The 24238-nt window shown below is 72.2% G+C and carries 25 protein-coding genes; 3 read left to right on the top strand and 22 right to left on the bottom strand.

Going from position 1 to position 24238, the window contains the following annotated elements; genetic code table 11:
- Positions 1 to 48 precede the first annotated feature (48 nt).
- The 5 genes from HHL19_RS13340 to HHL19_RS13320 all read right to left on the bottom strand — a co-directional run bounded on the left by HHL19_RS13340 (position 49) and on the right by HHL19_RS13320 (position 6541).
- Positions 49 to 1083, bottom strand: a complete 1035-nt coding sequence (locus HHL19_RS13340; protein ID WP_346768587.1) for a methyltransferase — start codon at positions 1081 to 1083, stop codon at positions 49 to 51.
- A gap of 79 nt (positions 1084 to 1162) precedes the next feature.
- The gene (locus tag HHL19_RS13335; protein ID WP_169089072.1) at positions 1163 to 2704 is read right to left on the bottom strand and encodes an FAD-dependent oxidoreductase; all 1542 of its coding nucleotides are present in this window, start codon (positions 2702 to 2704) and stop codon (positions 1163 to 1165) included.
- Between the two features lie 46 nt (positions 2705 to 2750).
- Entirely contained in the window at positions 2751 to 4454 is a 1704-nt protein-coding gene (locus tag HHL19_RS13330; protein ID WP_169089069.1) for an FAD-dependent monooxygenase, read from the bottom strand.
- A 47-nt stretch (positions 4455 to 4501) separates the two neighbouring features.
- Positions 4502 to 5971 carry an FAD-dependent monooxygenase gene (locus HHL19_RS13325; protein ID WP_169089067.1) on the bottom strand — a complete coding sequence of 490 codons (1470 nt, stop codon included), beginning with the start codon at positions 5969 to 5971 and terminating at the stop codon, positions 4502 to 4504.
- Between the two features lie 165 nt (positions 5972 to 6136).
- Positions 6137 to 6541 carry a TIGR03618 family F420-dependent PPOX class oxidoreductase gene (locus tag HHL19_RS13320; RefSeq protein WP_346768588.1) on the bottom strand — a complete coding sequence of 135 codons (405 nt, stop codon included), beginning with the start codon at positions 6539 to 6541 and terminating at the stop codon, positions 6137 to 6139.
- 137 nt (positions 6542 to 6678) lie between these two features.
- Here HHL19_RS13320 and HHL19_RS13315 point away from each other — a divergent pair, with 137 nt between their 5' ends.
- On the top strand, positions 6679 to 7071 hold the full coding sequence (locus tag HHL19_RS13315) for a helix-turn-helix domain-containing protein (protein ID WP_346768589.1): 393 nt from the start codon (positions 6679 to 6681) through the stop codon (positions 7069 to 7071).
- A gap of 19 nt (positions 7072 to 7090) precedes the next feature.
- Here the strand turns inward: HHL19_RS13315 and HHL19_RS13310 are convergent, their stop codons facing one another.
- Genes HHL19_RS13310 through HHL19_RS13300 form a run of 3 tightly spaced genes read right to left on the bottom strand, consistent with a single transcriptional unit; the run spans position 7091 to position 9427 of the window.
- Entirely contained in the window at positions 7091 to 7627 is a 537-nt protein-coding gene (locus tag HHL19_RS13310) for a flavin reductase family protein (RefSeq protein ID WP_206325921.1), read from the bottom strand.
- Positions 7628 to 7640: 13 nt separating this feature from the next.
- Positions 7641 to 8984: a cation:proton antiporter gene (locus HHL19_RS13305; RefSeq protein WP_169089065.1), complete on the bottom strand. Its 1344-nt coding sequence runs from the start codon at positions 8982 to 8984 to the stop codon at positions 7641 to 7643.
- Entirely contained in the window at positions 8981 to 9427 is a 447-nt protein-coding gene (locus HHL19_RS13300) for a nuclear transport factor 2 family protein (RefSeq protein ID WP_169089063.1), read from the bottom strand. Before HHL19_RS13300 ends, HHL19_RS13305 begins: the two co-directional genes overlap by 4 nt.
- Before the next feature lie 199 nt (positions 9428 to 9626).
- Between HHL19_RS13300 and HHL19_RS13295 the strand changes: the two genes are divergently transcribed.
- On the top strand, positions 9627 to 10322 hold the full coding sequence (locus HHL19_RS13295; RefSeq protein WP_169089061.1) for an antibiotic biosynthesis monooxygenase: 696 nt from the start codon (positions 9627 to 9629) through the stop codon (positions 10320 to 10322).
- 165 nt (positions 10323 to 10487) lie between these two features.
- Positions 10488 to 11258 (top strand): 4'-phosphopantetheinyl transferase superfamily protein, encoded by a 771-nt coding sequence (locus HHL19_RS13290; protein ID WP_346768590.1) that lies wholly within the window; start codon positions 10488 to 10490, stop codon positions 11256 to 11258.
- Between the two features lie 70 nt (positions 11259 to 11328).
- On the opposite strand, the gene HHL19_RS13285 is transcribed toward HHL19_RS13290, so the two are convergent.
- The 14 genes from HHL19_RS13285 to HHL19_RS13220 all read right to left on the bottom strand — a co-directional run.
- Positions 11329 to 11559: an acyl-CoA carboxylase subunit epsilon gene (locus tag HHL19_RS13285; protein WP_169089058.1), complete on the bottom strand. Its 231-nt coding sequence runs from the start codon at positions 11557 to 11559 to the stop codon at positions 11329 to 11331.
- Positions 11560 to 11572: 13 nt separating this feature from the next.
- Positions 11573 to 13141 carry an acyl-CoA carboxylase subunit beta gene (locus HHL19_RS13280; RefSeq protein ID WP_169089056.1) on the bottom strand — a complete coding sequence of 523 codons (1569 nt, stop codon included), beginning with the start codon at positions 13139 to 13141 and terminating at the stop codon, positions 11573 to 11575.
- A 19-nt stretch (positions 13142 to 13160) separates the two neighbouring features.
- Positions 13161 to 13517, bottom strand: coding sequence for a phosphopantetheine-binding protein (locus tag HHL19_RS13275; protein ID WP_169089054.1), 357 nt, complete (start codon positions 13515 to 13517; stop codon positions 13161 to 13163).
- Positions 13514 to 14764 (bottom strand): MFS transporter, encoded by a 1251-nt coding sequence (locus HHL19_RS13270; RefSeq protein WP_346768591.1) that lies wholly within the window; start codon positions 14762 to 14764, stop codon positions 13514 to 13516. The genes HHL19_RS13275 and HHL19_RS13270 overlap by 4 nt, the downstream gene beginning before the upstream one ends.
- A 108-nt stretch (positions 14765 to 14872) precedes the next feature.
- Positions 14873 to 15784 carry an alpha/beta hydrolase gene (locus HHL19_RS13265; RefSeq protein ID WP_206325922.1) on the bottom strand — a complete coding sequence of 304 codons (912 nt, stop codon included), beginning with the start codon at positions 15782 to 15784 and terminating at the stop codon, positions 14873 to 14875.
- Between the two features lie 47 nt (positions 15785 to 15831).
- Positions 15832 to 17376: an FAD-dependent monooxygenase gene (locus HHL19_RS13260; protein ID WP_169089050.1), complete on the bottom strand. Its 1545-nt coding sequence runs from the start codon at positions 17374 to 17376 to the stop codon at positions 15832 to 15834.
- A gap of 60 nt (positions 17377 to 17436) precedes the next feature.
- Positions 17437 to 18936: an FAD-dependent monooxygenase gene (locus HHL19_RS13255; protein WP_346768592.1), complete on the bottom strand. Its 1500-nt coding sequence runs from the start codon at positions 18934 to 18936 to the stop codon at positions 17437 to 17439.
- Positions 18933 to 19874 carry an aromatase/cyclase gene (locus HHL19_RS13250; protein WP_169089048.1) on the bottom strand — a complete coding sequence of 314 codons (942 nt, stop codon included), beginning with the start codon at positions 19872 to 19874 and terminating at the stop codon, positions 18933 to 18935. The genes HHL19_RS13255 and HHL19_RS13250 overlap by 4 nt, the downstream gene beginning before the upstream one ends.
- Before the next feature lie 41 nt (positions 19875 to 19915).
- Positions 19916 to 20701 (bottom strand): 3-oxoacyl-ACP reductase FabG, encoded by a 786-nt coding sequence (fabG, locus tag HHL19_RS13245; RefSeq protein ID WP_169089046.1) that lies wholly within the window; start codon positions 20699 to 20701, stop codon positions 19916 to 19918.
- Between the two features lie 88 nt (positions 20702 to 20789).
- Positions 20790 to 21062, bottom strand: coding sequence for an acyl carrier protein (locus HHL19_RS13240; protein ID WP_169089044.1), 273 nt, complete (start codon positions 21060 to 21062; stop codon positions 20790 to 20792).
- 70 nt (positions 21063 to 21132) lie between these two features.
- Positions 21133 to 22347: a ketosynthase chain-length factor gene (locus tag HHL19_RS13235; protein WP_169089042.1), complete on the bottom strand. Its 1215-nt coding sequence runs from the start codon at positions 22345 to 22347 to the stop codon at positions 21133 to 21135.
- A complete protein-coding gene (locus HHL19_RS13230) occupies positions 22344 to 23615 on the bottom strand; it encodes a beta-ketoacyl-[acyl-carrier-protein] synthase family protein (RefSeq protein ID WP_169089040.1) in 1272 nt (423 codons plus the stop codon). The genes HHL19_RS13235 and HHL19_RS13230 overlap by 4 nt, the downstream gene beginning before the upstream one ends.
- Positions 23612 to 23941 (bottom strand): TcmI family type II polyketide cyclase, encoded by a 330-nt coding sequence (locus tag HHL19_RS13225; protein WP_169089038.1) that lies wholly within the window; start codon positions 23939 to 23941, stop codon positions 23612 to 23614. The genes HHL19_RS13230 and HHL19_RS13225 overlap by 4 nt, the downstream gene beginning before the upstream one ends.
- 163 nt (positions 23942 to 24104) lie before the next feature.
- Positions 24105 to 24238, bottom strand: a 134-nt coding sequence (locus tag HHL19_RS13220; protein ID WP_169089036.1) for a biotin/lipoyl-containing protein, incomplete at its 5' end; no start/stop codon positions are given.

The following is a 24238-nucleotide window of genomic DNA, read 5'->3' as shown; positions in this document are numbered from 1 at the left end:
CGGGCCCCCGGGCCGGCACCACGCCGGCCCGGCCGCCCGGACGGGCCGTCAGGCCCGCACGGCCTCGACGATGCTGCACAGTCCCCCGCCGGGCAGGACGCGGGACAGCTTCAGGCCGACGCGGGCGAAGAGCTCGGCGTACTGGGCCTCGCTGCGCTGGACGCCGTCCGCGTGCGCCATCATGTTGAGGTCCATCAGCTTCACGGTCAGCGCCTCGGTGCCGTCCGGCGGCATCACGGCCTCGACGAGCAGCACCCGGGCGTCGTCCGTCATCGCCTTGCGGATCCCGCCGAGGATGAGCTCCGCCTTGTCGTCCTCCCAGTTGTGCAGGACGTTCACCACCACGTAGGCGTCGCCGCCCTCGGGGACCGAGGCGAGGAAGTCGCCGCCCGCCACCTCGACGCGGTCCCGCACACCGGCCTTGTCGAACTCGTCGCCGGCGCCGGCGACGACCTCGGGCTGGTCGAACAGCACACCGCGGACACCCGGGTTGGCCGCCAGGATCGCCGCGAGGAACTGGCCGTGGCCACCGCCGACGTCGACGACCTTGCGGAAGCCGCTGAAGTCGTAGGACGCCACGGCGGGGGCGGTCACCTGGGACGAGGTGTCCGTCATCGCCCGGTCGAACAGGGCGTTGACCTCGGGGTGCTCCAGCATGTACTCCCAGACCGGCTTGCCGTGCACCGACTCGAAGACGGAACGGCCGGTCCGGACCGAGTCGGCGAGGCCGGTCCAGGTGAAGCGCTCCGCCGCGGTGTTCACCCAGCGGGCGAAGTTGCGCATCGAGTCGGGGGCGTCGCTGCGCAGGGCGTTGCCGACCTCGGTGAGGGCGAACACCCGGCCCTCGGTCTCGTCGAAGAGGCCGAGGTCGGCCGTGGCGCGCAGCAGCCGGTACAGGTTGGTGGTGTCGACGTCGAGCTCCTTCGCCAGCCGGTCGACGTCGGTGGGCCCCTGGCCCAGGACGTCGGCCACGCCGAGCTCGGCGACCGCGCTGACGGCGGCCGCGACCCAGCTCGACATCGCGAGCTGGAGGACCCGGGCGGAGGGAGGGATCTGGGCGGTGGCGGTCTGCACTTCGGTCACGGCCTTTCGTTGGGATTCTGTGGAAGCGGGGCTCCGGGGCGCCGGCCCCCGGAAGGGGCCGGCGCCGTCGGGGCGGCGGTCAGACCGCGCCGACCGACTGGGGGAAGGTGAAGAGGCGGTACGGGTCGTACTTCCTCTTGACCGTGACCAGGCGGGCGTAGTTGTCGCCGTAGTAGGACTGCCTCCAGTCCGTCAGCACCGGGTCCATGTAGTTCACGTACGTCCCGCCGTTGGAGTACGGGTCGATCGTGTCGAACGCCGTGTCGGCCCAGCTCTGCGCGTTGGCCTTGTTCGCCGTGGTGGCGACGGTGGCGTCGGCGATGGTCGAGCGGTAGCTGATGCAGTACAGCGTGTCGCGGTGCGGGTAGGCGGTGGCGCTGACCGGGACGTCGTTGGCGGCGCCGCCGAACCAGTGGATCTCCAGGGTGCGCATCTGGCCGGCGGACCGCTGTCCGTCGAAGGCGGCCATGACCTCGGCCCAGCCGCTGGCCGGGAGCGGGTCGGTGACCATGCGCATCCGCTCCACGCCGTAGGCGTTGCGGCCCAGCTGGCCGGTGGTGGACTTCTCGGAGCGGCGGCAGGCGTCCTGGCTCAGGCTGCCGCAGCCGAAGATGTTCATCATCAGGTCGCGGTAGGAGACGGTCATGTCGTGCCGGCCGGCCGGCTGGCCGGTCATGGCGAGCAGCCGCGAGGTCTCGGCGGCCAGCTCGGCGGAGGTGCCCCGCGAGACGAGGGTGACCGTGGTGGTGGGCACGTTGCCCGGCGCGGCGTCCGGCAGCGTGATGTAGGTGCCGCCCGAGATGGAACGCGGGGCGTCGACCAGCCAGCGGGTGGAGGCGTCGAGCACCTCGGCGGAGCGCTCGTACGGGAAGAAGAGGTACGAGACCAGCAGGTCGCCGACGACGTGGTGCTTGAGCGTGAACGAGGTGACGATGCCGAAGTTGCCGCCGCCGCCGCCCCGGAGCGCCCAGAACAGGTCGCAGTTCTGCGTCTCCGAGGCGGTGACGGTCCGGCCGTCGGCCAGCACCACCCGGGCGGAGCGCACGGAGTCGCAGCCCACGCCCAGGGAGCGGGTCATGAAGCTCAGTCCGCCGCCCTGGAGGAAGCCGCCGGCCGCCACCGTGGGACAGCCGCCACTGCTGAGCGCGTACCCCTGGTCGGCGAGGGTGTTGAGCACGTCGACGTTGAGGGCGCCGGGGCCGATCGTGACGGTGTCCGAGCCCACGGATATGGAGTCCATCCGGGAGACGTCGATGACGAGACCGGTGGAGGTGGAGACGCCCGCGTAGTTGTGGCCGCCGCTGCGGACGGCGAACGGCAGGCGCTTGTACTTCGCGTACGCGAGGGCGGTGGCCACGTCCGACTCGTTGACGCAGTACGCGATGGCCCTCGGGTTGATCACGTCGTACTGGGCCAGTTCGAGCTGCTTGGCGACCGCGTACTCGGAGTGGTACGGCAGCACCAGGTCGCCGTCCATCATCGCGGCGAGCGTTCCCCAGGTGGCGTCGGTGCCCGCCACGGCGGCTTCGGCGATCCCCGCCACCGGCGGGACCTGCGTCAGGACGGCGGCGGCGCCCAGTCCGCCGACGGCCGTGCCCAGGACTTTTCTACGGCTGATCATGTGGAGTCCAGATGTCCGTTCGTGTGAGGTGACAGGTCGGCCGTGCTCAGGAGACCTTGCGGCCGCGCAGGCCCTGCTTGACGGCGCCGGCCAGGAACGAGCGCCCGAGATCGCGCATCTCCTTGGGGCCGGTCGTGTTCGCCCACCACATGAACTTCATCATGGTGGGGGTGGTCGCCCGGTAGAAGCGGTGGTCCTCCGGGTCCTTCCAGCCGAAGGGGGTGTTGACGGACTCGCACTCGCGGATCGCCTCGAAGACGATGTCCGCGGCCTTGTCGCCGTCGATCTCCCCGGCCTCGTACCGCTCACAGGTCGTGTTCGTGAGCTCGAAGAGGTGCTTGAAGGCGTGGCTGTCCGGCCACCACAGGCCCGTGTAAGGAGAGTTCTCCATCTCCTTGAAGTGGCGGTCGTCGCCGTCGATCTCGAAGTTCTGGCGCGCCCTGATCTGGCGCATCGTCGCGGGCGTGGTGAAGCAGGCCCAGACCCGGAAGACCGCGTTCCACAGCCGGAAGTGGTCGAAGGCGATGTACGAGCTGTTGACGATCTTGTCGTTGTGGTCGAGGAGACCCTGCTCCAGGCGCTCGACGTACTCGAAGCGCTCCGCGGAGAACTCGTTGTCGCGCAGGGCGTCGAGGAGCCGCCAGGCGAGCGCGTCCACGACCTCGAAGGTGTTGGACAGGCCACGCGAGTACAGCGGGTCGACGAAGCCGGCGGCGTGCGACATGAGGCACCAGCGGTCGCCGACGGTCTTCTTGGAGGAGTACTGGATGCGGTCGGCGGTGTTGACCCACTCGCGGATCCGCTTGGCGCCGTCGAACTGCCGCTTCACGGCGGGGAACTTGTCGAGGTAGTGCTGGAACTCCTGCTCCGGCGTCATGTCCGCCGGCTTCGGGTAGAGCCGCTCGTCGAGCGTCAGGCCGACGCTGCAGACCGGGTTCCTGGAGTCCTTGTAGTTGTCGAAGGGGATGATCCAGAACCATCCGCGCTCGATGAGGTGGTGCAGCGTCCCGCCGTGGAAGGGGGACTCGGCCGGCGGGCGGAGCGCCTCGGGGTAGTTGCACACGTCGTCGTACGGCTTGATGCCCACGTAGTGGGTGAACATCGAGCGCGCGTGGTGCTTGAGCCGGGACGGGCTCTCCCGCAGGTCGAACTTCTGCGCCAGCGGGGAGCGGAAGCCGCTCGCGTCGATCAGGTACTTGGCCCGGAAGACCTCGCCGCTCTTGCCCGTGACCGTGACGCCGTCGTCGTCGAAGTCCATGTCGGTCGCCCACCAGTTCTGGCGGATGGTGCAGCCGTACTTCGCGGCGACGTTCAGGTAGTACGAGTCCGTGTCCTGGCGGTACAGGTGGACGGCCTCGGTGAGCATCTTGGGGATGACGAACATGGTCGCCTCCCGCGGGTCCGGCTCGCGGTTCTCGCGGTGCCTCACGAAGCCGAAGCTCTGCTTGCGGCCGTGGTGCGGGCCCATGTGCTCGGTGATCGCCTTGACGTCGAGCATGTGCTTGATCTCGGGCACGTCGTAGCGGACGGCCAGGATGTGCAGCCACTCGACGAGCTGCGGGTTCTGCGACTCACCGACGGCGAACCGGGGGTGCTGGCCCGCGTCGATCAGGGTGACGTCGACCCCCTGCCGCGCCAGGATCGAGCCCATGATCGAGCCGGCGAGGCCCGATCCGAGGATCAGGACGTCGGTCTCGGTCCACTCACCGGCCCCGGGGGCCGCGTTCTGCTTCTCGGTCTTGCTGGGCAAGACGGCACTCTCCTTTTCCGGGTTGCTCGGATGTCCTGGGGCCGCGTTCAGGAGCGGGGCTCGCCGAACCACTGCGCGAGGGCGTCGGTCAGCCCCTCGACGGAGCCCGCGGGGCTCGCCCAGGTGATGTAGCCGTCCGGGCGCACCAGGAGGTTCGCGGCGGGCGCGTCGGCCTCCGGACGGCGGGCGGTGACGATGTCGACCCGGTCCGCCCACGGGGCGGCGGCCTCGCGGAGCGCGGCGTCGTCGAACATGTCGAGCAGCACCGGACGGCCGGTGTGCAGCAGCTCGTGGGTGGTCGTGGCGGCCTCGTCGACCACCAGGGGCTGCTCCGGCAGGCGGCGGCCGAGGAGCGGGTGGCCGCCGGGCGCGGCGCCGTAGGTGATGTCGAGGCCGGTGACGAGGCCGACGAGGTGGTGGCGGACCGCCTCGATGCGCACGAGCTCGCCGAAGAGGTCACGGAGCGGCTGGGCCTCGGGGCCGCCGAGGTAGAGGGTGCGCTGCGCCAGGGTGTTGGTGATGACGCGGGCACCGACCGGGTGGCGCTCGGTGTGGTACGTGTCGAGCAGGCCCTCGGGGGCGTGGCCCTTGATCTCGGCGGCGAGCTTCCAGCCGAGGTTGATCACGTCGCCGACGCCGGCGCTGATGCCCTGGGCGCCGATCGGCATGTGGATGTGGGCGGCGTCGCCGGCGAGGAAGACGCGGCCCTTGCGGTACTCGGCGGCCTGGCGGCTGGCGTCGGTGAAGTAGCTGGTCCAGAGCGGCTTGGCGGCGCTGATGTCCTCGCCGGTGACGCGTTGGAAGGAGGCGGCGACCTCCTCGAAGGTGGGCGGCTCCTGGGTGGGGCGGACGCCGGCGCCGCGCTCGAAGACGACGACGCGGGTGGCGTGCGGGCCGAGCGGGAGCACGACGACCATGCCGGTCTCGCTGATCTCGCCGGTCGGGCGCAGGCGCACCGGGACGCCGGCCACGTCCGCCATCTTCATCTCGAGGGTGGCGTTGTAGCCGGGGAAGTCGATGCCGGTCAGCTTGCGCACGGTGGAGCGGGCGCCGTCACAGCCCACCAGGTAGCGGCCGCGGAGCGTCTCGGTGCCCTCGGGGCCGGAGAGCTCGACGCTGACGCCGTCCTCGTCCTGGGTCAGTCCGACGACCTCGCGGCCGCGGCGGACGTCGGCGCCCAGGCCGACGGCCCACTTGGCGAGGATGGCCTCGGTCCGGGACTGCGGGACGCCGCGGACGCCGAAGTTGCCGCCCTCGACGATCGTGTAGTCGAGGGGAAGGCCTCCGAAGTGGCCGCCGGGCATGGATTCCATCGCGCCGAATTCACCGAGGAGACCGCGCTGGCTGAATTCTTCGAGAGTGCGGGCCGAGAATCCCAGGGCACGGGACTGCTGCATCGGCTCGGCGAGCCGGTCGACCGCGATGACGGAAATTCCCTGGAGTCGGAGCTCTCCGGCGAGCATGAGGCCCGAAGGGCCGGTGCCGGCAATGATCACATCGGCGTTGTACGCGTCCATATTCCCTCTCCCGCAGGCTTTTCCCTCAGTATTCCGGGGTGGCGACGGAAGCTGAACGGCCGCAGATACAGGGTTCTGACAAGTTCGTCAGGGATGTGGCGGGAGGGGGCGTGCGGAGAGCGCGAGAGGGTGCCGGCGTGGAACTCCGGCACCCTCTGGGGTCGCTCAGCGAAGGCCGAGCACGCGATCGACGGCGATCTCGATCACGGCGAGGCCCGGTGGCTGCGGGGGCGGCGACCAGTAGCGCCGGGTGTAGCGGCGTACCCCTTCCTGGAGCCGCTCGGGGTCGGTGGAGACCGCCGCGGCCCCCTCCAGGGTGATCCAGCGCATGCCGGCCACCTGGCAGATGGCGGCCCGGGCGCCGTCCGCCGTCAGGTTGCGCACCTTCTGGCGGGTGACGACGGTCATGACCCGGACCAGGCCGGCCTCGGCGTCCCAGGTGAACCGTACGGGCGCGGCGTGGGGGGAGCCGTCGCCGCGGACGGTGGTCAGGGTGCCCACGTGGTTCTCCGTCAGGAACGCCTCGGCGGCGGCGTCCAGGAGTAAGGGCGACGGGGGTGTGCGTGGCACGGACAAGGCGCCTCCAAAAGGCGGGACGGGTGCGGACGGCGGGCGGGGGAAGCCGGGCGGGTTCGCGGTTTCCGGAAGTTACCACCGTCGATATAGTGAGTACCTAGAGGAAAGTGACTTCCCGAAAGGTGACCGCTGTGCTGAGGAGCCCCGCCGACACCCCCGGAGCCGAGCAGGCGTGCCCGATCGCTCCGGTCCTGGACATCGTCTTCAGCCGCTGGACCACCCCGATCCTGTGGACGCTCCACGCGTACGGCGTCCAGCGCTTCGTGGAGCTGCACCGGAACATCGGCACCATCACGCCCAAGGTGCTGACCCAGCGGCTGCGCCAGATGGAGCGGGACGGCCTGGTCCTGCGCACGTACTACCCGGAGGTGCCGCCGCGCGTGGAGTACGAGATCAGCGACCTGGGCCGGAGCCTCGCGCCGCTGTTCGCCGCGCTCGCCGACTGGTCGACGGAGAACCTGCCGGCCGTGGAGCGGGCGCGGCAGGCGTTCGACGGGGCGGAGCACCCGGTCACCGTCGGCTGAACCGCCCGCCGCGCGCGGGTCAGCGCCGGCCGGAGGCCACCGGCTCCCCGAGCTCGCGCATGGAGCCCTGGAAGAAGACCAGCGGCTCCTCCTCCTCGGCCGGGGCGGCGAGCCCGACGACCTCGCCGAGGAGGATGGCGTGGTCCCCGCCGTCGTACTCGGCGGCCAGCCGGCACTCCAGGTGCCCCAGCGCCTCGCTCAGGACGGGGAGTCCGTTGCCGGTCCTGTGGTGCGGCGTCTCGTCGAGCCGGGCCGTGGCCCGGCCGGCGAACGCCCAGGCCACCGGCGCCTGACGGAGCGTCAGGAGATTGACGACGAATCCGCCGGAGCTCCGGATCACCGGCAGCAGCCGGGAGTTCTCGTGCAGGCAGATGAGCACCAGCGGCGGATCGAGCGACACCGACGTGAAGGAGTTCACCGTGGCGCCGGCGCTCTCGTCGCCGATGCCGGAGGTGATGACGGTGACGCCGGTGGCGAAGTTGCCGCAGACGGTGCGGAGCTGACGGCCTTCGATCGGAGCGGCCGGCCGGAGCGCGGCAGGCGAAACGCTGGTCATGGCTTCCCTCTCATCAGGTGCGGAGCCGGCCGAGGCCGGCGGGTTCGGCGGTTTTCGGCGCGGTGTCGTCCTGCTCCGGCGCGGGCTCGTCCCGGTCCGGCCTCTGGGCCGTACGGCGGCTGAGCAGCGGGCCGGCCATGGCGGTCGTGACGAGGGCCATGATCACCAGCATGGTGAACATGCGGCCGTCGAGGACGCCCAGGCTGACGGCGGCGTTGAGGATGATCAGCTCGGTGAGGCCGCGGGTGTTCATCAGCAGCCCGAGGTCCTTGGTATCCCGCCAGGACATGCCCGCGAGGCGCGCCGGGATCAGGGCGCCGATGAGCTTGCCGGCGCAGGCGACGGCGATGATCGCGCCGAGCGCGACGACGTCGCCGCCGGTCAGCGCCCCGAGGTCGACGCCGAGTCCGGTGACGATGAAGAAGACCGGGAGCAGCACCGAGCTCACGTTGTCGATGGGCTTGCGGACGTGCTCGACCAGGAGCCGGGCGGGCTCGCGGGGCATGACGAAGCCGAACATGAAGGCGCCGAAAATGGCGTGGATGCCGATCCACGTCGTCGCCCACGCCGAGGTCAGGGCGCCCGCGCAGAGCAGCGCGAGCAGCGTGGACCAGCGTTCGGTGGCGGCGAGCCGCCAGGTCAGGCGGGAGGCCAGCGGCCGGACGACGAGCAGCATCAGGGCCACGTACAGCACGCTGAGCGCGCCGATCCGGGCCAGTTCGGTGTAGTTGCCGTCCGCGGCGACCAGCGCCGAGACGTAGGCGAGCAGGCACCAGGCGAGGACGTCGTCGATGGCGGCGCTGGCCAGGGAGAGCGAGCCGACGCGGGTGTTGATGAGGTCGTTCTCGGTGAGGATCCGGGCGAGCACCGGGAAGGCGGTGACCGACATGGCGGCGCCGAGGAAGGTGGCGAAGGCGTTGAACGGGATCTCGTGTCCGGCGACCATGGCGTGGTCCGGGTAGAGCGGGAAGGCCAGGGCGTATCCGAGGCCGAAGGCCATCGCGATCGAGGACACCGAGATGCCGGCGGCGAGCTTCGCGTGCGGCTTGATCATCCGCCGCTCGAACTCCCAGCCCACGACGAACATGAAGAGGATCAGGCCCACCTGGGAGACCGCCGACAGCAGCGGTCGCACGTCGAGGGGGAAGAGCCGCTCGGTGAGGCCGCCGGGCAGCAGGCCCAGGACGCTGGGGCCGAGCAGGATGCCGGCGGTGATCTCCCCGACGACGGCGGGCTGGCGGAACCGGCGCGCGAGCCGGCCGAGGAGGGCTCCGGCGACCAGTACGACGGCGATGTCGGCCAGCATCACGGCGATCTGCGTCGTCTCCCGCGGGTTCACCGCGGCGAGCACGGTCATCGGGGCTCCTGGGCTCCGGGCGGGGTGCCCCGGGTCCACAGCACGCGCAGGGACAGGGAGGCGATCCGCCACCCGTCCGCGGTGCGGCGGGCCCGCGCGGTCGCCAGGGTGCCGGCCTGGAACAGCGGATCGGCCGCGGCCCCGGGGTGGTGCACATGGGTGGCGAGGACGTTGGCGCGCAGCACGGCGTGCTCCCCGTCGTCCTCGATCTCGGTCACCACCGAGGAGCCGAGGTGCTGGGTCCCGGCGAAGGCCGCGCGCGCGTGCAGGTGGAAGGCGGCGAGACCGTCGATCCCGTCGTGCCGGCTCATCGGGAACGTGATGCTCGCGTCCTCGGTGAAGAGCCGGCCCGCCCAGTCGTCGTCGATCTCTTCGTCGTCGAGCGAAACGAGATAACGGCTCAGGAGGCCGCTGATCTCAAATACTTCCTGTCCTGAATCCATTGTCCGAGGATGCGCAGGATTTCCCGGGCCGCCAAGGCCTCTTTTCACCTTCCTGACCAAGACCGCGAAGAACTGTGACACCTCCCCCTGGTTCTTGGCGAATCAGCCGCAAAGCTTGAACTCGAAGGCCTTCAATTCGAGTTCCGGCCTTGCAAAGCTTCTGCCGTATCGAACTTCCGCCGATGAAGGAGACGAGAGAATGCCGAAGATCGCGGCCGACGGCCAGCATCTGACGGTCCTCAACCTGTTCACGACCGACACCGCGGAGAAGCAGGAGAAGCTGCTCGCCGCGATGCGGCAGATCGTCGACGCCGCGGCGTACGAGGGCTGGATCTCCAGCACGGTCCACGCCGGACACGACAAGTTCGGCACGGCCAACTTCATCCAGTGGCGCAGCACCGAGGACCTGGACGCCCGCTACGCGGGCGACGAGTTCAAGCACCGCACCCTGCCGCTCTTCGGTGAGATCACCACCTCGATCCGGCTGCTCCAGAACGAGATCGCGTTCACCCAGCAGAAGGCCGCGCTGAACGGCGTGACCGAGGTCTCCCCGACCCGCGACGACTACACGGCCATCGAGCTGTTCGGCGTGGCGGAGGCCGACCAGGAGGACCTGGTCGACGCCCTGGGCGCGTCGCAGGAGTACCTCCTCGACGTCGCCGGCTACCGGACCCACACCGTGCTGCGCGGCCTGAAGGCCCGCGGCATCGAGGGCAAGTTCGTCGTCGTCTACTCCCAGTGGGACAGCAAGGAGGCGTACGACGCCTTCCGCGCCGAGGCGCAGCAGGACCGCGTGCCGGACCGCCTGAAGGTGGACGCCCGCGTCCAGGCCCTGCGGACCTGGTACGACGACAACACCTACCGGGTGGTGCACACGCGCTCCGCGGGCGAGTGACCTCACCCCCTCGAACCGGCCGCTGTCAGGGTTTCCCCCACCCTGCCGGCGGCCTTCGCGTATCCGACGCGGGGGCGCCGCGCGCGCCCACCGCACGGCAGGACAAGGAGCTGACCGCAGTTGGACCTTCAGCGCCCGCTTTCTCCGTTCGGTCACGGGAGGGAGGTGCTGGACGTCTGGCTGCTGCCGCCTCCCGAATCGCCCCGGGACGTGCCCGGCCATGAGCTCGACCCCGTCGAGCGGCGCCGGGCCGAGTCCTTCCTCCAGCCCGCCGACCGCCGTATGTACCTCGCGGCGCACGTCGGGCTGCGCCGGGTCCTCGCCCTCTACACCGGCATCGCGCCCGCCCGCCTCGTCATCGCGGGCGAACTGCACAAGGGTGACGGGGGCCGGCACGGGCGGCCCAGGGTGCTGCGCGTGCCCGGCGCCCCGCAGTTCTCCCTGTCGCACAGCCACGGCCTGGCACTGGCCGCCGTCGCGCACGCCCGGGTGGGCGCCGACGTCCAGCGGATCCCCTCGGACACGACGGTGGAGGCCTGCCTTCCGGCACTCCATCCCGACGAGCGCGAGGAGCTCCTGGCCGTGCCCGCGCACGCGCGGGCGGCGGTCTTCGGCCGGCTGTGGACCCGTAAGGAGGCCTATCTGAAGGGCCTGGGCACCGGCCTCAACCGGGCGCCGAGCCTGGACTACCTGGGCGAGGCCGAACCGGCGAACCGGCCGGGCGGCTGGCTCGTCGGCAATCTGCCCCTGTGCGAGGGGCACGTCGGCGCGGTGGCGCTGCGGGGGTCGGGGACCTGGCAGGTCGCGATGCGGGCGGTGCCGGCCGCGTACCTGTACGCCGCCGACGCCAGGACCGCGGTGCGCGGCATCGGCGGGATCGAACCCGGCTTCCGCACGGTGCTGCGGGACCGGTCGGCGGGACCCCGCGAGGAGTGACCCGCCGGACACGCCGAAGGGCCGCGGAGTCGAAACCGACTCCGCGGCCCTTCGGTGTGTCGGCCTGCGGTCAGGCGGCGCCGCGCCAGCTGCGCGGTCCCTCGAAGCCCGTCACCCGCTCCGGCCGCCGCCACCGGGCGACCGTCTGGGCCCGGCGCGCCACGTCGTCGGGCGTGGCGCCGGCCAGGAGCGAACGGGACAGCAGGACCGCCGTCAGGGCGGCGAGCTCCTCGGGCGTCGCGGAGCCGGCCTCCAGCCGGAACAGCGGCGCGCCGGTGGTGGGGTGGTCTTCCGCGGTCATCGTTCCTCCTGGCTCACTGGGGCGGGTTGCCGTGCTTGCGGCTCGGCAGGTCGGTGTGCTTGTGGAGGAGCATGGCGAGCGAGCGGGCGAGGACCTCGCGGGTCTGCCGGGGGTCGATGACGTCGTCGACCAGGCCGCGCTCGGCGGCGTAGTACGGGTGGACCAGCTCGCGGCGGTACTGGTCGATCTTCTCCTGCCGCATGGCGTCGGGGTCGTCGGCGGCGGCGATCTCGCGGCGGAACACCACGTTGGCCGCGCCCTCCGCGCCCATGACCGCGATCTCGTTCGTCGGCCAGGCCAGCGCGACGTCCGCGCCGATGGAGCGCGAGTCCATCACGATGTACGCGCCGCCGTACGCCTTGCGCAGCACCACGGAGACCCGGGGCACCGTCGCGTTGCAGTAGGCGTAGAGCAGCTTCGCGCCCCTGCGGATGATGCCCTCGTGCTCCTGGTCGACGCCGGGCAGGAAGCCGGGGACGTCCACCAGGGTGACCAGCGGGATGTTGAAGGCGTCGCAGAACTGGACGAAGCGCGCCCCCTTCTCGGAGGCCTTGATGTCGAGGACGCCGGCCATGGCGGCCGGCTGGTTGGCGACGACGCCGACGGTGTGTCCGTCGACGCGGGCGAGCCCGACCACGATGTTCTGCGCCCAGGTGGCGTGCACCTCCATGAACTCGCCGTCGTCCACGACCTCCTCGATGACGGCGCGGATGTCGTACGAGCGGCTGCCGTCGACCGGCACCAGGTCGAGCAGGCTGTCGCCGGGGCGGTCCACGGGGTCACCGGTGTGGGCGACGGGCGGCAGCTCCCGGTTGTTCTGCGGCAGCATCGACAGGAGGTAGCGGACCTCCGCGATGCAGGTCTCCTCGTCGTCGTACACGAAGTGCGCGACGCCGGAGGTCCCGGCGTGGACGTCGGCGCCGCCGAGGCCGTTCTGGCTGATCTCCTCGCCGGTGACCGCCTTGACGACGTCCGGACCCGTGATGAACATCTGCGAGATGTCCCGCACGGCGAAGACGAAGTCGGTCAGCGCGGGGCTGTAGGCGGCGCCGCCGGCGCACGGGCCGAGCATCACCGAGATCTGCGGGATGACGCCGGAGGCCTTGGTGTTGCGCCGGAAGATGCCGCCGTAGCCGGCGAGGGCGGAGACGCCCTCCTGGATGCGGGCGCCGGCGCCGTCGTTCAGGGAGACCAGCGGCGCGCCGGCCGCGATGGCCATGTCCATGATCTTGTGGATCTTCGTGGCGTGGGCCTCGCCCAGGGCGCCGCCGAAGACCCGGAAATCGTGGGCGTAGACGAAGACCGTACGGCCCTCGACCGTGCCCCAGCCGGTCACGACGCCGTCGCCGTACGGCTTCTTCGCCTCCAGGCCGAAGCCGGTGGCACGGTGCCGGCGCAGCGGCTCCACCTCGCTGAAGCTGCCCTTGTCGAGCAGGAGCGCGATGCGCTCATGGGCCGTCAGTTTGCCCTTGGCGTGCTGGCGTTCGGTCACCCGGGGGTCCCCGCCGTCCCGTGCGGTGGTCTTTCGTTCGGCCAACTCGTCGAGGCGTACGGTGAGTTCGTCGGCAGCCGCGATCGACATGTGCGGTGCTCCCTGTCTGCTAGCGGTGGATGGATGACGGCTGGTGTTCGTCCTGGGGTCCGGTCGCCCCGGCGAGGCGCTCGGCCACCTCCCCGACCGTGCTCGCCCGCAGTTCTTCCGCGGGCACCTCCGTGCGCAGGACGGTGCGGATCGCGCGCTCCAGGCTGAGCGCGTTGATCGCGTCGAGGCCCTGGGAGCCCAGGGGGAGGTCGGCCGAGAGCCGGTGCGCCGGGGGGACCGCGAGCAGCCGCTGGAGTTCGAGGCGCAGCAGGTGGCAGATCGCGGCGGCGCGTTCCTGCCGGGGCAGGCGGCGCAGCCCCTCCAGGTCCCGGAGGCGTTCGAGCCCGTGCGGGGCGGGTGCTTCGGCGGTGGTCATGGTGTCCTTCCTGTCGCGGATGGAGCGGGGGCGGCCGGGTCCGGTACGGGATCGCCGTCCGGGCCGGGACCGGGGCCGGCCCCGGCGTGGCGTCGCCGGCGTCTGCGGAGCAGGGCCGGGACCAGCACGGCGAGGCCGGCCGCCAGGGAGACGAGCCCTCCCAGGTACAGGCCCGAGCGGGCGCCGTACCGCACGGACAGCCAGCCGACGAGCAGCGCGCCCAGCGGGGTGAGGCCCTGGAGGACCAGCGTGTACAGCGCCATCGTCCGGCCGCGGTACTCGGGCGCGCTGCCCAGCTGGACGTAGTGGTTGGCGGCCTGGACGAAGTAGATGCCGGCGGCCCCGGTCAGGCCGACGAGGACGGCGGCGGTCGCGTGGTCGGGGGCGAACCCCGCGACCGTCTCCAGGACGCCGAAGGCGACCGCGGAGCCGGTGACGAGCAGGGCCGCCGGACGGCCGCTGCGGGTCGTGGCGAGCAGCGCGCCGCCCAGCGAACCGGCGGCGAACGCCGCGCTGAGCAGGCCGAACGCGGAGGCGTCGGCGTGGAAGACGGTCTTGGCGAGCAGCGGCAGCGTGAGCTGGAAGTTGAAGCCGGCGAGGCCGACCGTCCCGACCAGCACCAGCGGCACCAGCAGATCGGGCCGGCCCCGCACATAGCGCAGCCCGTCGACGACCTTCGCCGCCCGTGCGGAGCGCGCGGAACGGACGAGCTCCCCGGGACGCATGAGGCACAGGGCGGCCACCGTGGCCGGGTAGCTCAGCGCGTTGACCAGCATGACCGGGCCGACGCCGATCCAGGCGATGAGCAGCCCGGCCCCGGCGGGCCCGACCATGCGGGCCGTGCTGAAGTAGGCGGCGCTCAGGGAGGAGGCGTTCGGCAGCAGTTCGGGGCCGACCAGCTCGCTGACGAACGCCATCCGGGCGGGTACCTCGACGGCGTTGACGAGCCCGAGGCACAGCGCGGCCGCGTACACGTGCCACAGCCGGACGGCGCCCGACATCACCAGGACCGACAGGGCCAGGGCGAGCAGCCCGGCGGCCGTGTTGGCGGCCCCGAGCAGCCACCGCTTGTCGTACCGGTCGGCGAGCCGGCCGCCGTACAGCGTGAACAGGAGCAGCGGGGTCAGTTGGAAGGCGGTCACGGTGCCGAGCGCCGTGCCCGAGTCCCCGGTCAGGGAGAGGACCAGCCAGTCCTGGGCCGTCACCATCATCCAGGTGCCCGCGGCCGAGACCACCTGGCCGGCCACGAAGAGCCGGAAGTTGCGGACGGCCAGGGACCGGAAGGGAGCAGGGAACTTCCTGCCGGGAGAGTTCCGGCCGGAAGAGTTCCTGTCGGGAGACTTCTTACCCATCGTTCAGCAGGCCGCCGCCACGGCCGGACCGGTGGCCGCGACCGGACCCGCGGACCGGCGGGCCAGGCAGTCCTCGAAGAAGCCGAACGCCCGCAGGTGGTAGGCGCGTGCGGCCCAGCCGAGGCTGATGTTGTGGCCGGCGTCGGGCTGGCCGTCGACCCGGACGAGGGGCGCCGCCGTGAACTGCGCGGTGAGGTCGGCGCGGGCCGCCTCGTCGTGGTGCCACCAGAACTCGTGCTCGGCGAAGGTCAGCCGCACCGGGACCCGGACCCGCCCGGCCGCCGCGGCGAACCGCCGCGGCCACTGGGCGGCCTCCGCCCGCTCCCGCTCGGGCATGGGTGCCACAAGGCCCTTCGCCTGCCGGAAGGTGTCCGGCGGATAGCAGCGCAGCGGGCCCCAGAGCCGCTTCGTGTTCCGCTGCGCCAGCGGGTCGGCGAGGGCCTCCGGCTCGGTCGCGTAGTGGCGGCCGAGACCGGAGATGTCCAGTCCGAGCAGTTCGGGGGCGGCCGGGCCCGCCGCGTCGGCGTCGGACGCGGCGTAGGTCAGCGCCAGCTTGCCCCCGAAGGAGTGGGCGAGCAGGAACAGCCCGGCGCCCGGGTCGCCGCGCTGCCCGAGGTGGGCCAGGGCGGCCCGCAGCGTCGCCGCCTGCGCGGCCAGATCCTGGCCGCTCGGCAGGTCCGCGGCGGACAGCCCGTAGCCGGGCCGGTCGACGGCGACGACCGTGTAGCCGAGCCGGGCGCCGAGGGCGAGCAGGGACACGTCGGGGTGCGCCTGTCCGTCGAAGTAGCCGGCGCTCATCCCGCCGCCGTGCACGGCGAGGACCGTGGCCCTCGGGGTCCCTTCCGGGCGGGCGACGAGCGCCGACAGGGTCCGGCCGCCCGCCTGGAGGACGATCGGGCGCACTCCCGGGGACATCGGGCGCGGCGTGGGTTCCGGTCGTACGCCGGCCGTGCGGAGGGTGCTCATCCGTGGTCCGGGGTGCCGAGCCACTGGTCCATGGCCGCCTTGAGCCCGGTGACGTCGGTGCCGTCCTCGGTGGCGGGTCCGCCGAACCAGCGGCGGAGCGCGGCGTCGAGGCCGGTCTCGTCGGCGCCCGCCCAGGCGACGTACCCGTCGGGGCGGACCAGGATCGCGGTGGCGCCGCCGAAGGCCTTCGGGTCCCGCGGCGTGCCCTCGACGGTGACGACCCGGTCCTTCCAGCCGGCCGCGAGGTCCCGCAGGCCCGCCGTGCCGGAGAGGTCGAGCAGCACGCCCAGGGCCGGGTGGAGCAGTTCGGGCGTGCGCACCTCTCCCTGCGCGGTGTCGAGGGCGCGCGGCGGCAGCCGGTGGCCGGCGAGGGGGTGGCCGTCCGGGCCGAGGTCGTAGTGGACGTCGAGGTGGCTGACCGCACCGGCCAGGAGCCGCTTGACCTCGTCGAGCTCGATGAGCTCGGCGAACAGGTCCCGCAGCGGCTGGGACTCCGGGCCGCCGAGGAAGACCTGGCCCTGGGCGCGGGTGTTCGACAGGAGGCGCTCGCCGACGGGGTGGCGCTCGCCGTGGTAGGTGTCGAGGAGGCCTTCGGGCGCCCAGCCGCGGACGGTGGCGGCCAGCTTCCAGCCGAGGTTGACCGCGTCCTGGACGCCGGTGCTCAGGCCCTGGCCGCCGGCCGGCAGGTGGATGTGCGCGGCGTCGCCCACGAGCAGCACGCGGCCCCGGCGGTACTCGGTGACCTGGCGGGTGGCGTCGGTGAAGGAGCTGACCCAGGCGGCGCCGCCGCCGGAGATGTCCTCCCCGGTGAGCCGCTTCCAGGCCTCGGCGACCTCGGCGAACTCGGGGGTCTCGCTGCGGTCGGCGGGCGGCGTGCCGTGCTCGCAGACGATGATGCGGTCGACGCCCTCGGCGAGCGGCGCGGCCATCACCATGCCGCCGGGGAGCCGCTCGCCCAGGGGGCGGGGCGGGACGGCGCAGCCGACGACGTCGGCGAGGTACATGCCCCGGGTGGCGGAGGTGCCGGGGAAGTCGAATCCGCCGGCCTTGCGGACGGCGCTGTGCCCGCCGTCGGCGCCGACCAGGAACAGGCCGCGCAGCCGCCGCTCCTCGCCGTCGGTGCCGGCCACGGTGACCGTGACGCCGTCCTCGTCCTGCTCCAGGGCGACGAACCGCAGGCCGCGGCGGATGTCGGTGCCGCGTTCGGCGGCCCACTCCTCCAGGACGGCCTCGGTCTGGGACTGCGGGATGCCGCGGGCTCCGAAGTGCGCGTCCTCGCGGACCGTGTAGTCGAACACCACGCCGCCGAAGTGCCCCATCGGGCTGGTCTCCAGGCCGCCGAAGCGCTCGACGAGGCCGCGCTGGTCGAAGGACTCCAGGGCGCGGGCGGTGAAGCCCAGGCCGCGGGACTGGCCGGTGGGCCGTTCCAGGGCCTCGACGACGATGACGCTCGCCCCGCCGAGCCGCAGCTCGCCCGCCAGCATCAGGCCGGTGGGACCGCCACCGACGACGATGACGTCCGCGTCCGTGTTCCTGTCCATGAATTTCCTTTCCTCGCGTGCGGGGCACGCGTCGGGTGGCTGGTCGTTCGGCTCGGACTCTCAGGCGGTCGGCGGGCTCCCGAACCAGCGGTCGAGCGCCGCGCGCAGACCGCCGGCCTCGTCCCCGTCGCCGTCGCCGTCGCCGTCGCCGGTCCAGGCGACGTGGCCGTCCGGACGTACGAGGACGGCCCGGTCCTCGGGGAGCGCGGAGCCGGGCGCGGGCCGGGCGTCGACGACGTCGACCTCCTCGCCCCACGGCAGGGCCGCGTCGGCGAGCGCCCGGGCGCCGGGCGTGGCGGGGAGCAGCAGGAGCCCGCGGCCCCCGCGCAGCAGTTCGGTGGTGCGTACGGCTCCGTCGGGCGCGGTCAGCACGGTGTCGGGCAGCCGCAGGCCGACCAGGGGGGACGTCTCGGGCCCGGCGTCGTAGCGGATGCCGATGCCGCTGATCATCCCGGCGAGGTGCTCCCGTACGTCCTCCAGGGCGACGAGTTCGGTGAGCAGGGCGCGGACGGGCTCGACCTCCGGTCCGCCGAGCAGCAGGTCGCCCTGGGCCCGGATGTTGGCGAGGGTCCGGCCGCCCACGGCGTGCCGTTCCTCGTGGTAGGTGTCGAGCAGGTTCTCGCCGGCGCCGCCGCGGACCACGGCGGCGAGCTTCCAGCCGAGGTTGAAGGCGTCCTGCACGCCGAGGTTGAGGGCCTGGCCGCCGCTGGGCATCTGCTGGTGCGCGGCGTCTCCCGCGTACAGGACCCGCCCGTGGCGGTACCGGGCGAGCTGCCGGTTGGCGTCGTGGAAGGCGTTGACCCAGGTCGGCGTGCCGTGGCCGATGGACTCGCCGGTGACGCGCCGCCAGGCGGCGGCGACGTCCGCGAACCGCGGCTGTCCTCCCCCGGGGCGGACGGGCCGGCCGAACTCGTGGACCATGACGCGGGTGACGCCGTTGCGGGTGGCGGCGATGGCGAGGCCCCGCTCCAGGCGCTGGAAGCGCCGGTCGGGGATGTCGAGGCCGCGCACGTCGGCGCGGAGCAGTTCGCGGCGCGGTTCCCGGCCGGGGAACTCGGCCCCGGTCAGCCGCCGCACCGTGCTGTCCTCGCCGTCGCACGCCACCAGGTAGCGGGCGCGCACCCGCAGGGGCCCGCCGGGACCCTCGGCCGCCGTGTCCACGCCGTCGGGCCTGACCGTGACCTTGTGCACCCGGTGCAGGCGGCGCACGTCGGCGCCGAGCTCGACGGCCCGGTCGCCGAGGAGTTCCTCGGTGCGCGTCTGGTCGACCTTCCACTGCCCGGCATGGGGTCCGGGCAGGGTCAGGTCGAGCGGTACGCCGCCGAAGTGGCCGCGGGCGTCGCGGGGCGGGGTGCCGAGGGCGGCGAGGAGTCCCCGGGAGTCGAGGATCTCCATGGTGCGGGCGTGCAGCGTCGAGGCGCGGGACTCGGTGGTCGGCCCCGCCCGCTCGTCGAGCACGAGCACCCGGGCGCCGCCGAGCCTGAGCTCGCAGGCGAGCATCAGTCCGGCGGGCCCGGCCCCGACCACCACGACGTCCGTGTCCTGGCGGTCGGTGGTCACGGCCGGCGCTTGCTCTCTGCGAACGCCTTGGCGTGGTTGAGGGTGGCCAGGCTGTTGGTGGACAGCGCGGTGTGGACGTACGACCGGGCGTCGTCGACGGTGGCCTCGGCGCCGAGGACGGCGGCGATGTTGTCGGCGTTGAGGGTGACGGTGTGCTGGGAGGTCGCGACGACGGAGGTGCCGTCGTCGACGAAGGTCCAGCGGCCGGTGTGCAGGGTCATCAGCGCGGGCAGCGTGACCTGCTTGTAGGCGATCTTCGCGTGGGGGAAGGTGACCCGGTACGACTTGGTGGTGTGCACCGAGCCGTCCTTGGCGCGGGTGTCCATCTCCAGGCTCTGCAGGCCGGGGGTGTCCTCCGAGAAGCGGACGGTCGCCACGTGCGGCAGGCGCTCGGGCCACCGGTCGGCCTCGTCGATGAAGGCGAAGACGTCCTTGGCCTCGCCGTCGACGCGTACCGAGTCCTCGAAGGAGAAGGTCAGCTCGCGGGCGCCGTGGACGAGTTCGACGTTCTTCTTGAGGGCCGCGAGCTCCGAGCGGCTGTTGCGGTCGACCGCCTCGTCGATCCACAGCAGGTCGTGCGGGTCGTCGTCGATGGCGCGGTAGTCGTGCAGCAGCCGCACCCGGCACTCGTCCTCGCCGAGCGCCTCGATGATCCAGGTGCCGCCCATGGAGGCGACCGGCGCCGGGCTGACCTCCTGGCGGAAGGTGATGCGCAGCTCGTCGGGGAAGAGCTCGCGGCGGGAGGTCCAGTTCTTGGCCTCTCCGTTGGCCGTGGCCCAGATGCGGATCCGCTCCTGGGTGGCGCTCTCCTCGACGCGGTCGACGTGGATGGTCGGCGGGAAGATCAGGGGCCAGTTCTCCACCTCGGCGAGCAGCCGGTAGACCGCCGGCGCGGGCGCGGCGATGGTGATGTCGTGCTCAACCTCACGGGTCGTCATGACGGCTTCGTTCTCCAGGGGTTCGGTGCGGGCGGGGCCGGTCAGAAGTTGCCGAGGCCGCCGCAGACGTTGATGGCCTGCGCGGTGACGGAGGCGGCGGTGTCCGAGGCGAGGTAGGCGACCATGCCGGCGACCTCCTCCGGGGTGGAGTAGCGGCCGAGCGGGATCTTGGACTGGAACTTCTCCAGGATCGCGTCCTCGGTGGTGTCGTACGCGGCGGCGTAGCCCTGCCGGACGCGCTCGGCCATCGGCGTCTCGACGTAGCCGGGGCAGACCGCGTTCACGGTGATGCCGGTGGGGGCCAGCTCGTTGCCGAGCGCCTTGGTGAAGCCGACGACGCCGTGCTTGGAGGCGGAGTACGGGGCGCCGAGGACGACGCCCTGCTTGCCGGCGGTGGAGGCGATGTTGATGATGCGGCCGCGGCTCTTGTGGCGCATGCCGCCGGTGGTGAGGACCTCCTTCGTCAGCCGGAAGACGCTGTTGAGGTTGGTCTCGATGACGTCGGCCCACAGCTCGTCCGCGATGTCGGCCGTGACGCCGCCGCCGGACCGGCCGGCGTTGTTGACGAGGACGTCCACGCCGCCGAAGCGGTCGACGGCGGCCTGGACGAAGGCTGCGGCGGAGGCGGAGTCCCGCACGTCGAGGACGCCGCCGTCGGCCTCGAACCCTTCGGCCTGGAGCTCCTTCACCGTGGCCGCCACGGTGTCGGCGTTGCGGGCGCCGATGAAGACGCGGTGGCCGTCGGCGGCCAGGGCTCGGGCGGCGGCCAGTCCGATGCCGCTGGTGGCGCCCGTGATCAGGGCGACCCGGTTGTGCTGCGTAGACATGTTTCCTCTTCGGGGTTCCGGCGGTGACGTTCGACGGCGGGCGGGCCGGGCTCAACCGATCGCCCGGCCCGCAGGGGTGCGCGGACGCTCAGGCGGCCTGCTGGAGGGCGCCGAGCGCCTCGTTGACGGCGGCGATGAGCGCGCGCGGGGTCTGGGCGTCGGCCAGCAGGTCCTCGTCGAGGGCGACGCCGTACTCGCGCTCGATGCGGCTGCCGGTCTCCAGGAGCGCCAGCGACTCGTAGCCGAGGCTCTCGAAGTGGACGTCGAGGATGTCGCCGGCGAGGTCGACGCCCTCTTCGGCACCGGCGGCCTCGAGGAGAACGCGGCGCAGGTCGTCCAGGGTGAAAGGCGCAGTGGACACGTGGGTTCCTTCCGGATGGAGAGATCGGTCGAACCGGTCGCCGGGCGACCGGGGTTCTGACGGGCCGGTGTCAGCCGGCGGCGCGGACGACGACGGCCGAGTTGAAGCCGCCGTATCCGCGGGCCACGACCAGCGCGGCCCGCAGCGGGGCCTGCCGCGGCTGGTCGACGACCAGGTCCAGGCCGTAGCCCTCGTCCGCGGTGATGTGGACGGTCGGAGGGATCAGTCCCTCCTCGAAGGCGAGCAGGGCGGACGCGATGTCGAGCGGGCCCGCGCCCGAGTAGAGGCGGCCCGTCATCGTCTTGGGCGCGGTGACCGGGACGCCCCGCGCACCGAAGACGGCGGTGAGCGCCTCCGCCTCGGTCCGGTCGAGCTCCGGCACTCCGGCCGCGTCGGCGAAGACGACGTCGATGTCGCCGGGGGTCAGGTCCGCGTCGGCCAGGGCCAGTTCGATGGCCTTGCGCAGACCGGGCTCACGGCCGCTGCCCGGCTTCGGGTCGAAGGTGGAGCCGTAGCCGGAGATCTCGCCGTAGACGCGCGCCCCGCGCTCGCGGGCGGACTCGGCCGACTCCATGATCAGGATGGCGCCGCCCTCGCCCGGCACGTAGCCGGACGCGTCGGCGTCGAAGGGCAGGTACGCCCGGGTCGGCTCGGTGCTGCGGGTCAGCCGGCCCGCGGCCTGCTGCGCCACCCAGCCCCACGGGCAGATCGAGGCGTCGATCGAGCCGGAGACGACGACCGGGGTGCCCTTGCGGATGAGCCGGCGGCCGTGGGCCACCGCGTCGAGGCCGCCGGCCTCGTCGCTGACGATGACCCCGCTGGGCCCCTTCATCCCGTTGCGGATGGAGATCTGGCCGCTGTTGACGGCGTAGAACCAGGCGAAGGACTGGTACGCGGAGACGTACTGGCTGCCCTGGCTCCACAGCTTCTGCAGCTCGTTCTGGCCGAACTCGAAGCCGCCGGAGGAGCTGGCCGTGACCACGCCCATGTCGTACGCGGGCAGTTCGGCGGGTTCGATGCCCGCGTCCTGGAGCGCCCAGTCCGTGGCGACCAGCGCCATCCGGGTCATCCGGTCGGTCTGCGGGAGCAGCCGGCTCGGCAGGTGGTCCTCGGCGACGAAGCCCGGGACCTCTCCGGCGAGCGTGGACGGGTAGGAGGACGGATCGAAGCGGGTGACCCGGCCGATGCCGTTCTTGCCGTTGCGGGTCGCCTCCCAGTACTCCCTCGTCCCGAGCCCGTTGGGAGCGGCGATGCCCAGGCCCGTCACTACCACCGAGGTGGTCATGCCACACTCCTCTCGGGTCGCGCCAGCACCATGGCGCTCTGGAATCCGCCGAAGCCGCTGCCCACGGTGAGCACGGCGTCGGTCAGCTGCTCGCGGGCGACCAGCGGGACGTAGTCGAGGTCGCACTCGGGGTCCGGGGTGTGCAGATTGGCCGTCGGCGGCACCACGTTGTGCTCCATGGCCAGCGCGGACGCGGCGATCTCGATGGAGCCGATGGCGCCGAGCGAGTGCCCGACCATCGACTTGATGGAGCTGACCGGGGTCCGGTACGCGTGCTCCCCGAGGCTGCGCTTGAAGGCGGCGGTCTCGTGCCGGTCGTTCTGCTTGGTGCCCGAACCGTGCGCGTTGATGTAGTCGATCGCGGTCGGGTTCATCCGGGCCTCGGCGAGGGCCGTGTCGATGGCCTCGGCCATCTCGGCGCCGTCCGGCCGCAGTCCGGTCATGTGGTAGGCGTTGGAGCGCGTGGCGTAGCCGGCGATCTCCGCGTAGATGTGCGCGCCGCGCTTCCTGGCGTGCTCCAGCTCCTCCAGGACGAAGACGGCGGCGCCCTCGCCGAGGACGAAGCCGTTGCGCGTCCCGTCGAAGGGCCGGGAGGCGCTCTCGGGGGCGTCGTACCGGGGCGTCGTCGCCTTGATGGCGTCGAAACAGGCCATGGTGATCGGGGAGATCGGCGCGTCGGACGAGCCCGTGATCATGACGTCGGTGGTGCCCTCGCGGATGAGCTCCACGGCGTGTCCGACGGAGTCGATGCCCGAGGTGCAGCCGGTGGAGACCACCGTGCTGGGGCCCTGCGCGCCGGCGTCCCAGGCGACCTCGGCCGCGAAGGAGCTGGGCACCAGGTAGTTGTAGAGGTGCGGCACCGCGTACTCGTGGTCGACGACGTGCAGCCGGCCGCCGTCGCTGACCACCTTGTACTCCTCGTCCAGGCCCATGGTGGCGCCGACGGCGCTGCCGATGGTCACGCCGACCCGGTACGGGTCGTACGCCTGGAGCTCGATCCCGCTGTCGGCCACGGCGCCGCGCGCGGCGACCACCGCGAACTGGGCGGCGCGGTCCATGCGGCGGATCTCGTGCGGGGTCAGACCGTGGGCCTCGGGGTCGAAGTCCATCTCGGCGGCGACCTTCGAGCGGTACGGCGCCGGGTCGAAGAACGTGATGCCGCGGGTGGCGGTCCGGCCCTCGCTCAGCAGGTTCCAGAACTTCTCCCGGCCCACGCCGCCGGGGGCCAGGACCTCGATGCCGGTGATGACGACTCGTCGGCCGGTCACGCGGACGCCTCCCAGTGGTAGAAGCGGGTGGCCATGGCGTCGGCGGGCGAGCGCCAGGTCGCCGGGTCGTACGCGGTGATGAACGGCTTCAGGTCCTCGCTGATCGCCACGAACCGCGGGTCGGTCTTGGCCTCCTCGATCCGTTCGCCGCCGTTGTCCGCGTCGAAGTCCTGGAGGTGGAAGTACAGTCCTCGATAGTGGAACAGCTGCCGGCGGCGCGTCCCCATGCGATGCGGCATTTCCGTCCCGTCGAATTCGCCGAAAAGCTTGGCGACGTCCACATTCGCTGCCGGGTCCATTCGCGCGACGATCAACGTGCTGTGCATTTTCCCCTCTTCCTTTCGCACCCGCTTGACTCCCGAAAGAATTTACGACAAGTATCCGGGCCTGCCGGATCGGTTTTCAACAGCCGGAATGTCAGGGCAGTGTCATATTCGTCAACCGGCCGACCGGAAATTCGCGCGCCGGTCGGCGTCTCCCGGTTTCCCGTCAGGCTTTGATGTCGCAGATGCCGGCGCCGGAGGTGACGGACGCGCCGACCTCGGCGTTGAGTCCGGTCACGGTGCCGGACTTGTGGGCGTTGAGGGGCTGTTCCATCTTCATGGCCTCCAGGACGACGATCA

This window comes from Streptomyces sp. R302, assembly GCF_012927245.1.
Lineage (GTDB): Bacteria > Actinomycetota > Actinomycetes > Streptomycetales > Streptomycetaceae > Streptomyces.
Note: the sequence above shows the minus strand (reverse complement) of the source record. Positions and strands in the feature narration are given on the sequence as shown.

What these genes read in the sequence shown, in the direction of transcription:
- HHL19_RS13335 (WP_169089072.1), bottom strand. Translation starts at nt 2,704, where the DNA reads ATGATCAGCCGTAGAAAAGTCCTGGGCACGGCCGTCGGCGGACTGGGC.
- HHL19_RS13325 (WP_169089067.1), bottom strand. Translation starts at nt 5,971, where the DNA reads ATGGACGCGTACAACGCCGATGTGATCATTGCCGGCACCGGCCCTTCG.
- HHL19_RS13310 (WP_206325921.1), bottom strand. Translation starts at nt 7,627, where the DNA reads ATGACCAGCGTTTCGCCTGCCGCGCTCCGGCCGGCCGCTCCGATCGAA.
- HHL19_RS13305 (WP_169089065.1), bottom strand. Translation starts at nt 8,984, where the DNA reads ATGACCGTGCTCGCCGCGGTGAACCCGCGGGAGACGACGCAGATCGCC.
- HHL19_RS13300 (WP_169089063.1), bottom strand. Translation starts at nt 9,427, where the DNA reads ATGGATTCAGGACAGGAAGTATTTGAGATCAGCGGCCTCCTGAGCCGT.
- HHL19_RS13295 (WP_169089061.1), top strand. Translation starts at nt 9,627, where the DNA reads ATGCCGAAGATCGCGGCCGACGGCCAGCATCTGACGGTCCTCAACCTG.
- HHL19_RS13285 (WP_169089058.1), bottom strand. Translation starts at nt 11,559, where the DNA reads ATGACCGCGGAAGACCACCCCACCACCGGCGCGCCGCTGTTCCGGCTG.
- HHL19_RS13280 (WP_169089056.1), bottom strand. Translation starts at nt 13,141, where the DNA reads ATGTCGATCGCGGCTGCCGACGAACTCACCGTACGCCTCGACGAGTTG.
- HHL19_RS13275 (WP_169089054.1), bottom strand. Translation starts at nt 13,517, where the DNA reads ATGACCACCGCCGAAGCACCCGCCCCGCACGGGCTCGAACGCCTCCGG.
- HHL19_RS13265 (WP_206325922.1), bottom strand. Translation starts at nt 15,784, where the DNA reads ATGTCCCCGGGAGTGCGCCCGATCGTCCTCCAGGCGGGCGGCCGGACC.
- HHL19_RS13260 (WP_169089050.1), bottom strand. Translation starts at nt 17,376, where the DNA reads ATGGACAGGAACACGGACGCGGACGTCATCGTCGTCGGTGGCGGTCCC.
- HHL19_RS13250 (WP_169089048.1), bottom strand. Translation starts at nt 19,874, where the DNA reads ATGACGACCCGTGAGGTTGAGCACGACATCACCATCGCCGCGCCCGCG.
- fabG (WP_169089046.1), bottom strand. Translation starts at nt 20,701, where the DNA reads ATGTCTACGCAGCACAACCGGGTCGCCCTGATCACGGGCGCCACCAGC.
- HHL19_RS13235 (WP_169089042.1), bottom strand. Translation starts at nt 22,347, where the DNA reads ATGACCACCTCGGTGGTAGTGACGGGCCTGGGCATCGCCGCTCCCAAC.
- HHL19_RS13225 (WP_169089038.1), bottom strand. Translation starts at nt 23,941, where the DNA reads ATGCACAGCACGTTGATCGTCGCGCGAATGGACCCGGCAGCGAATGTG.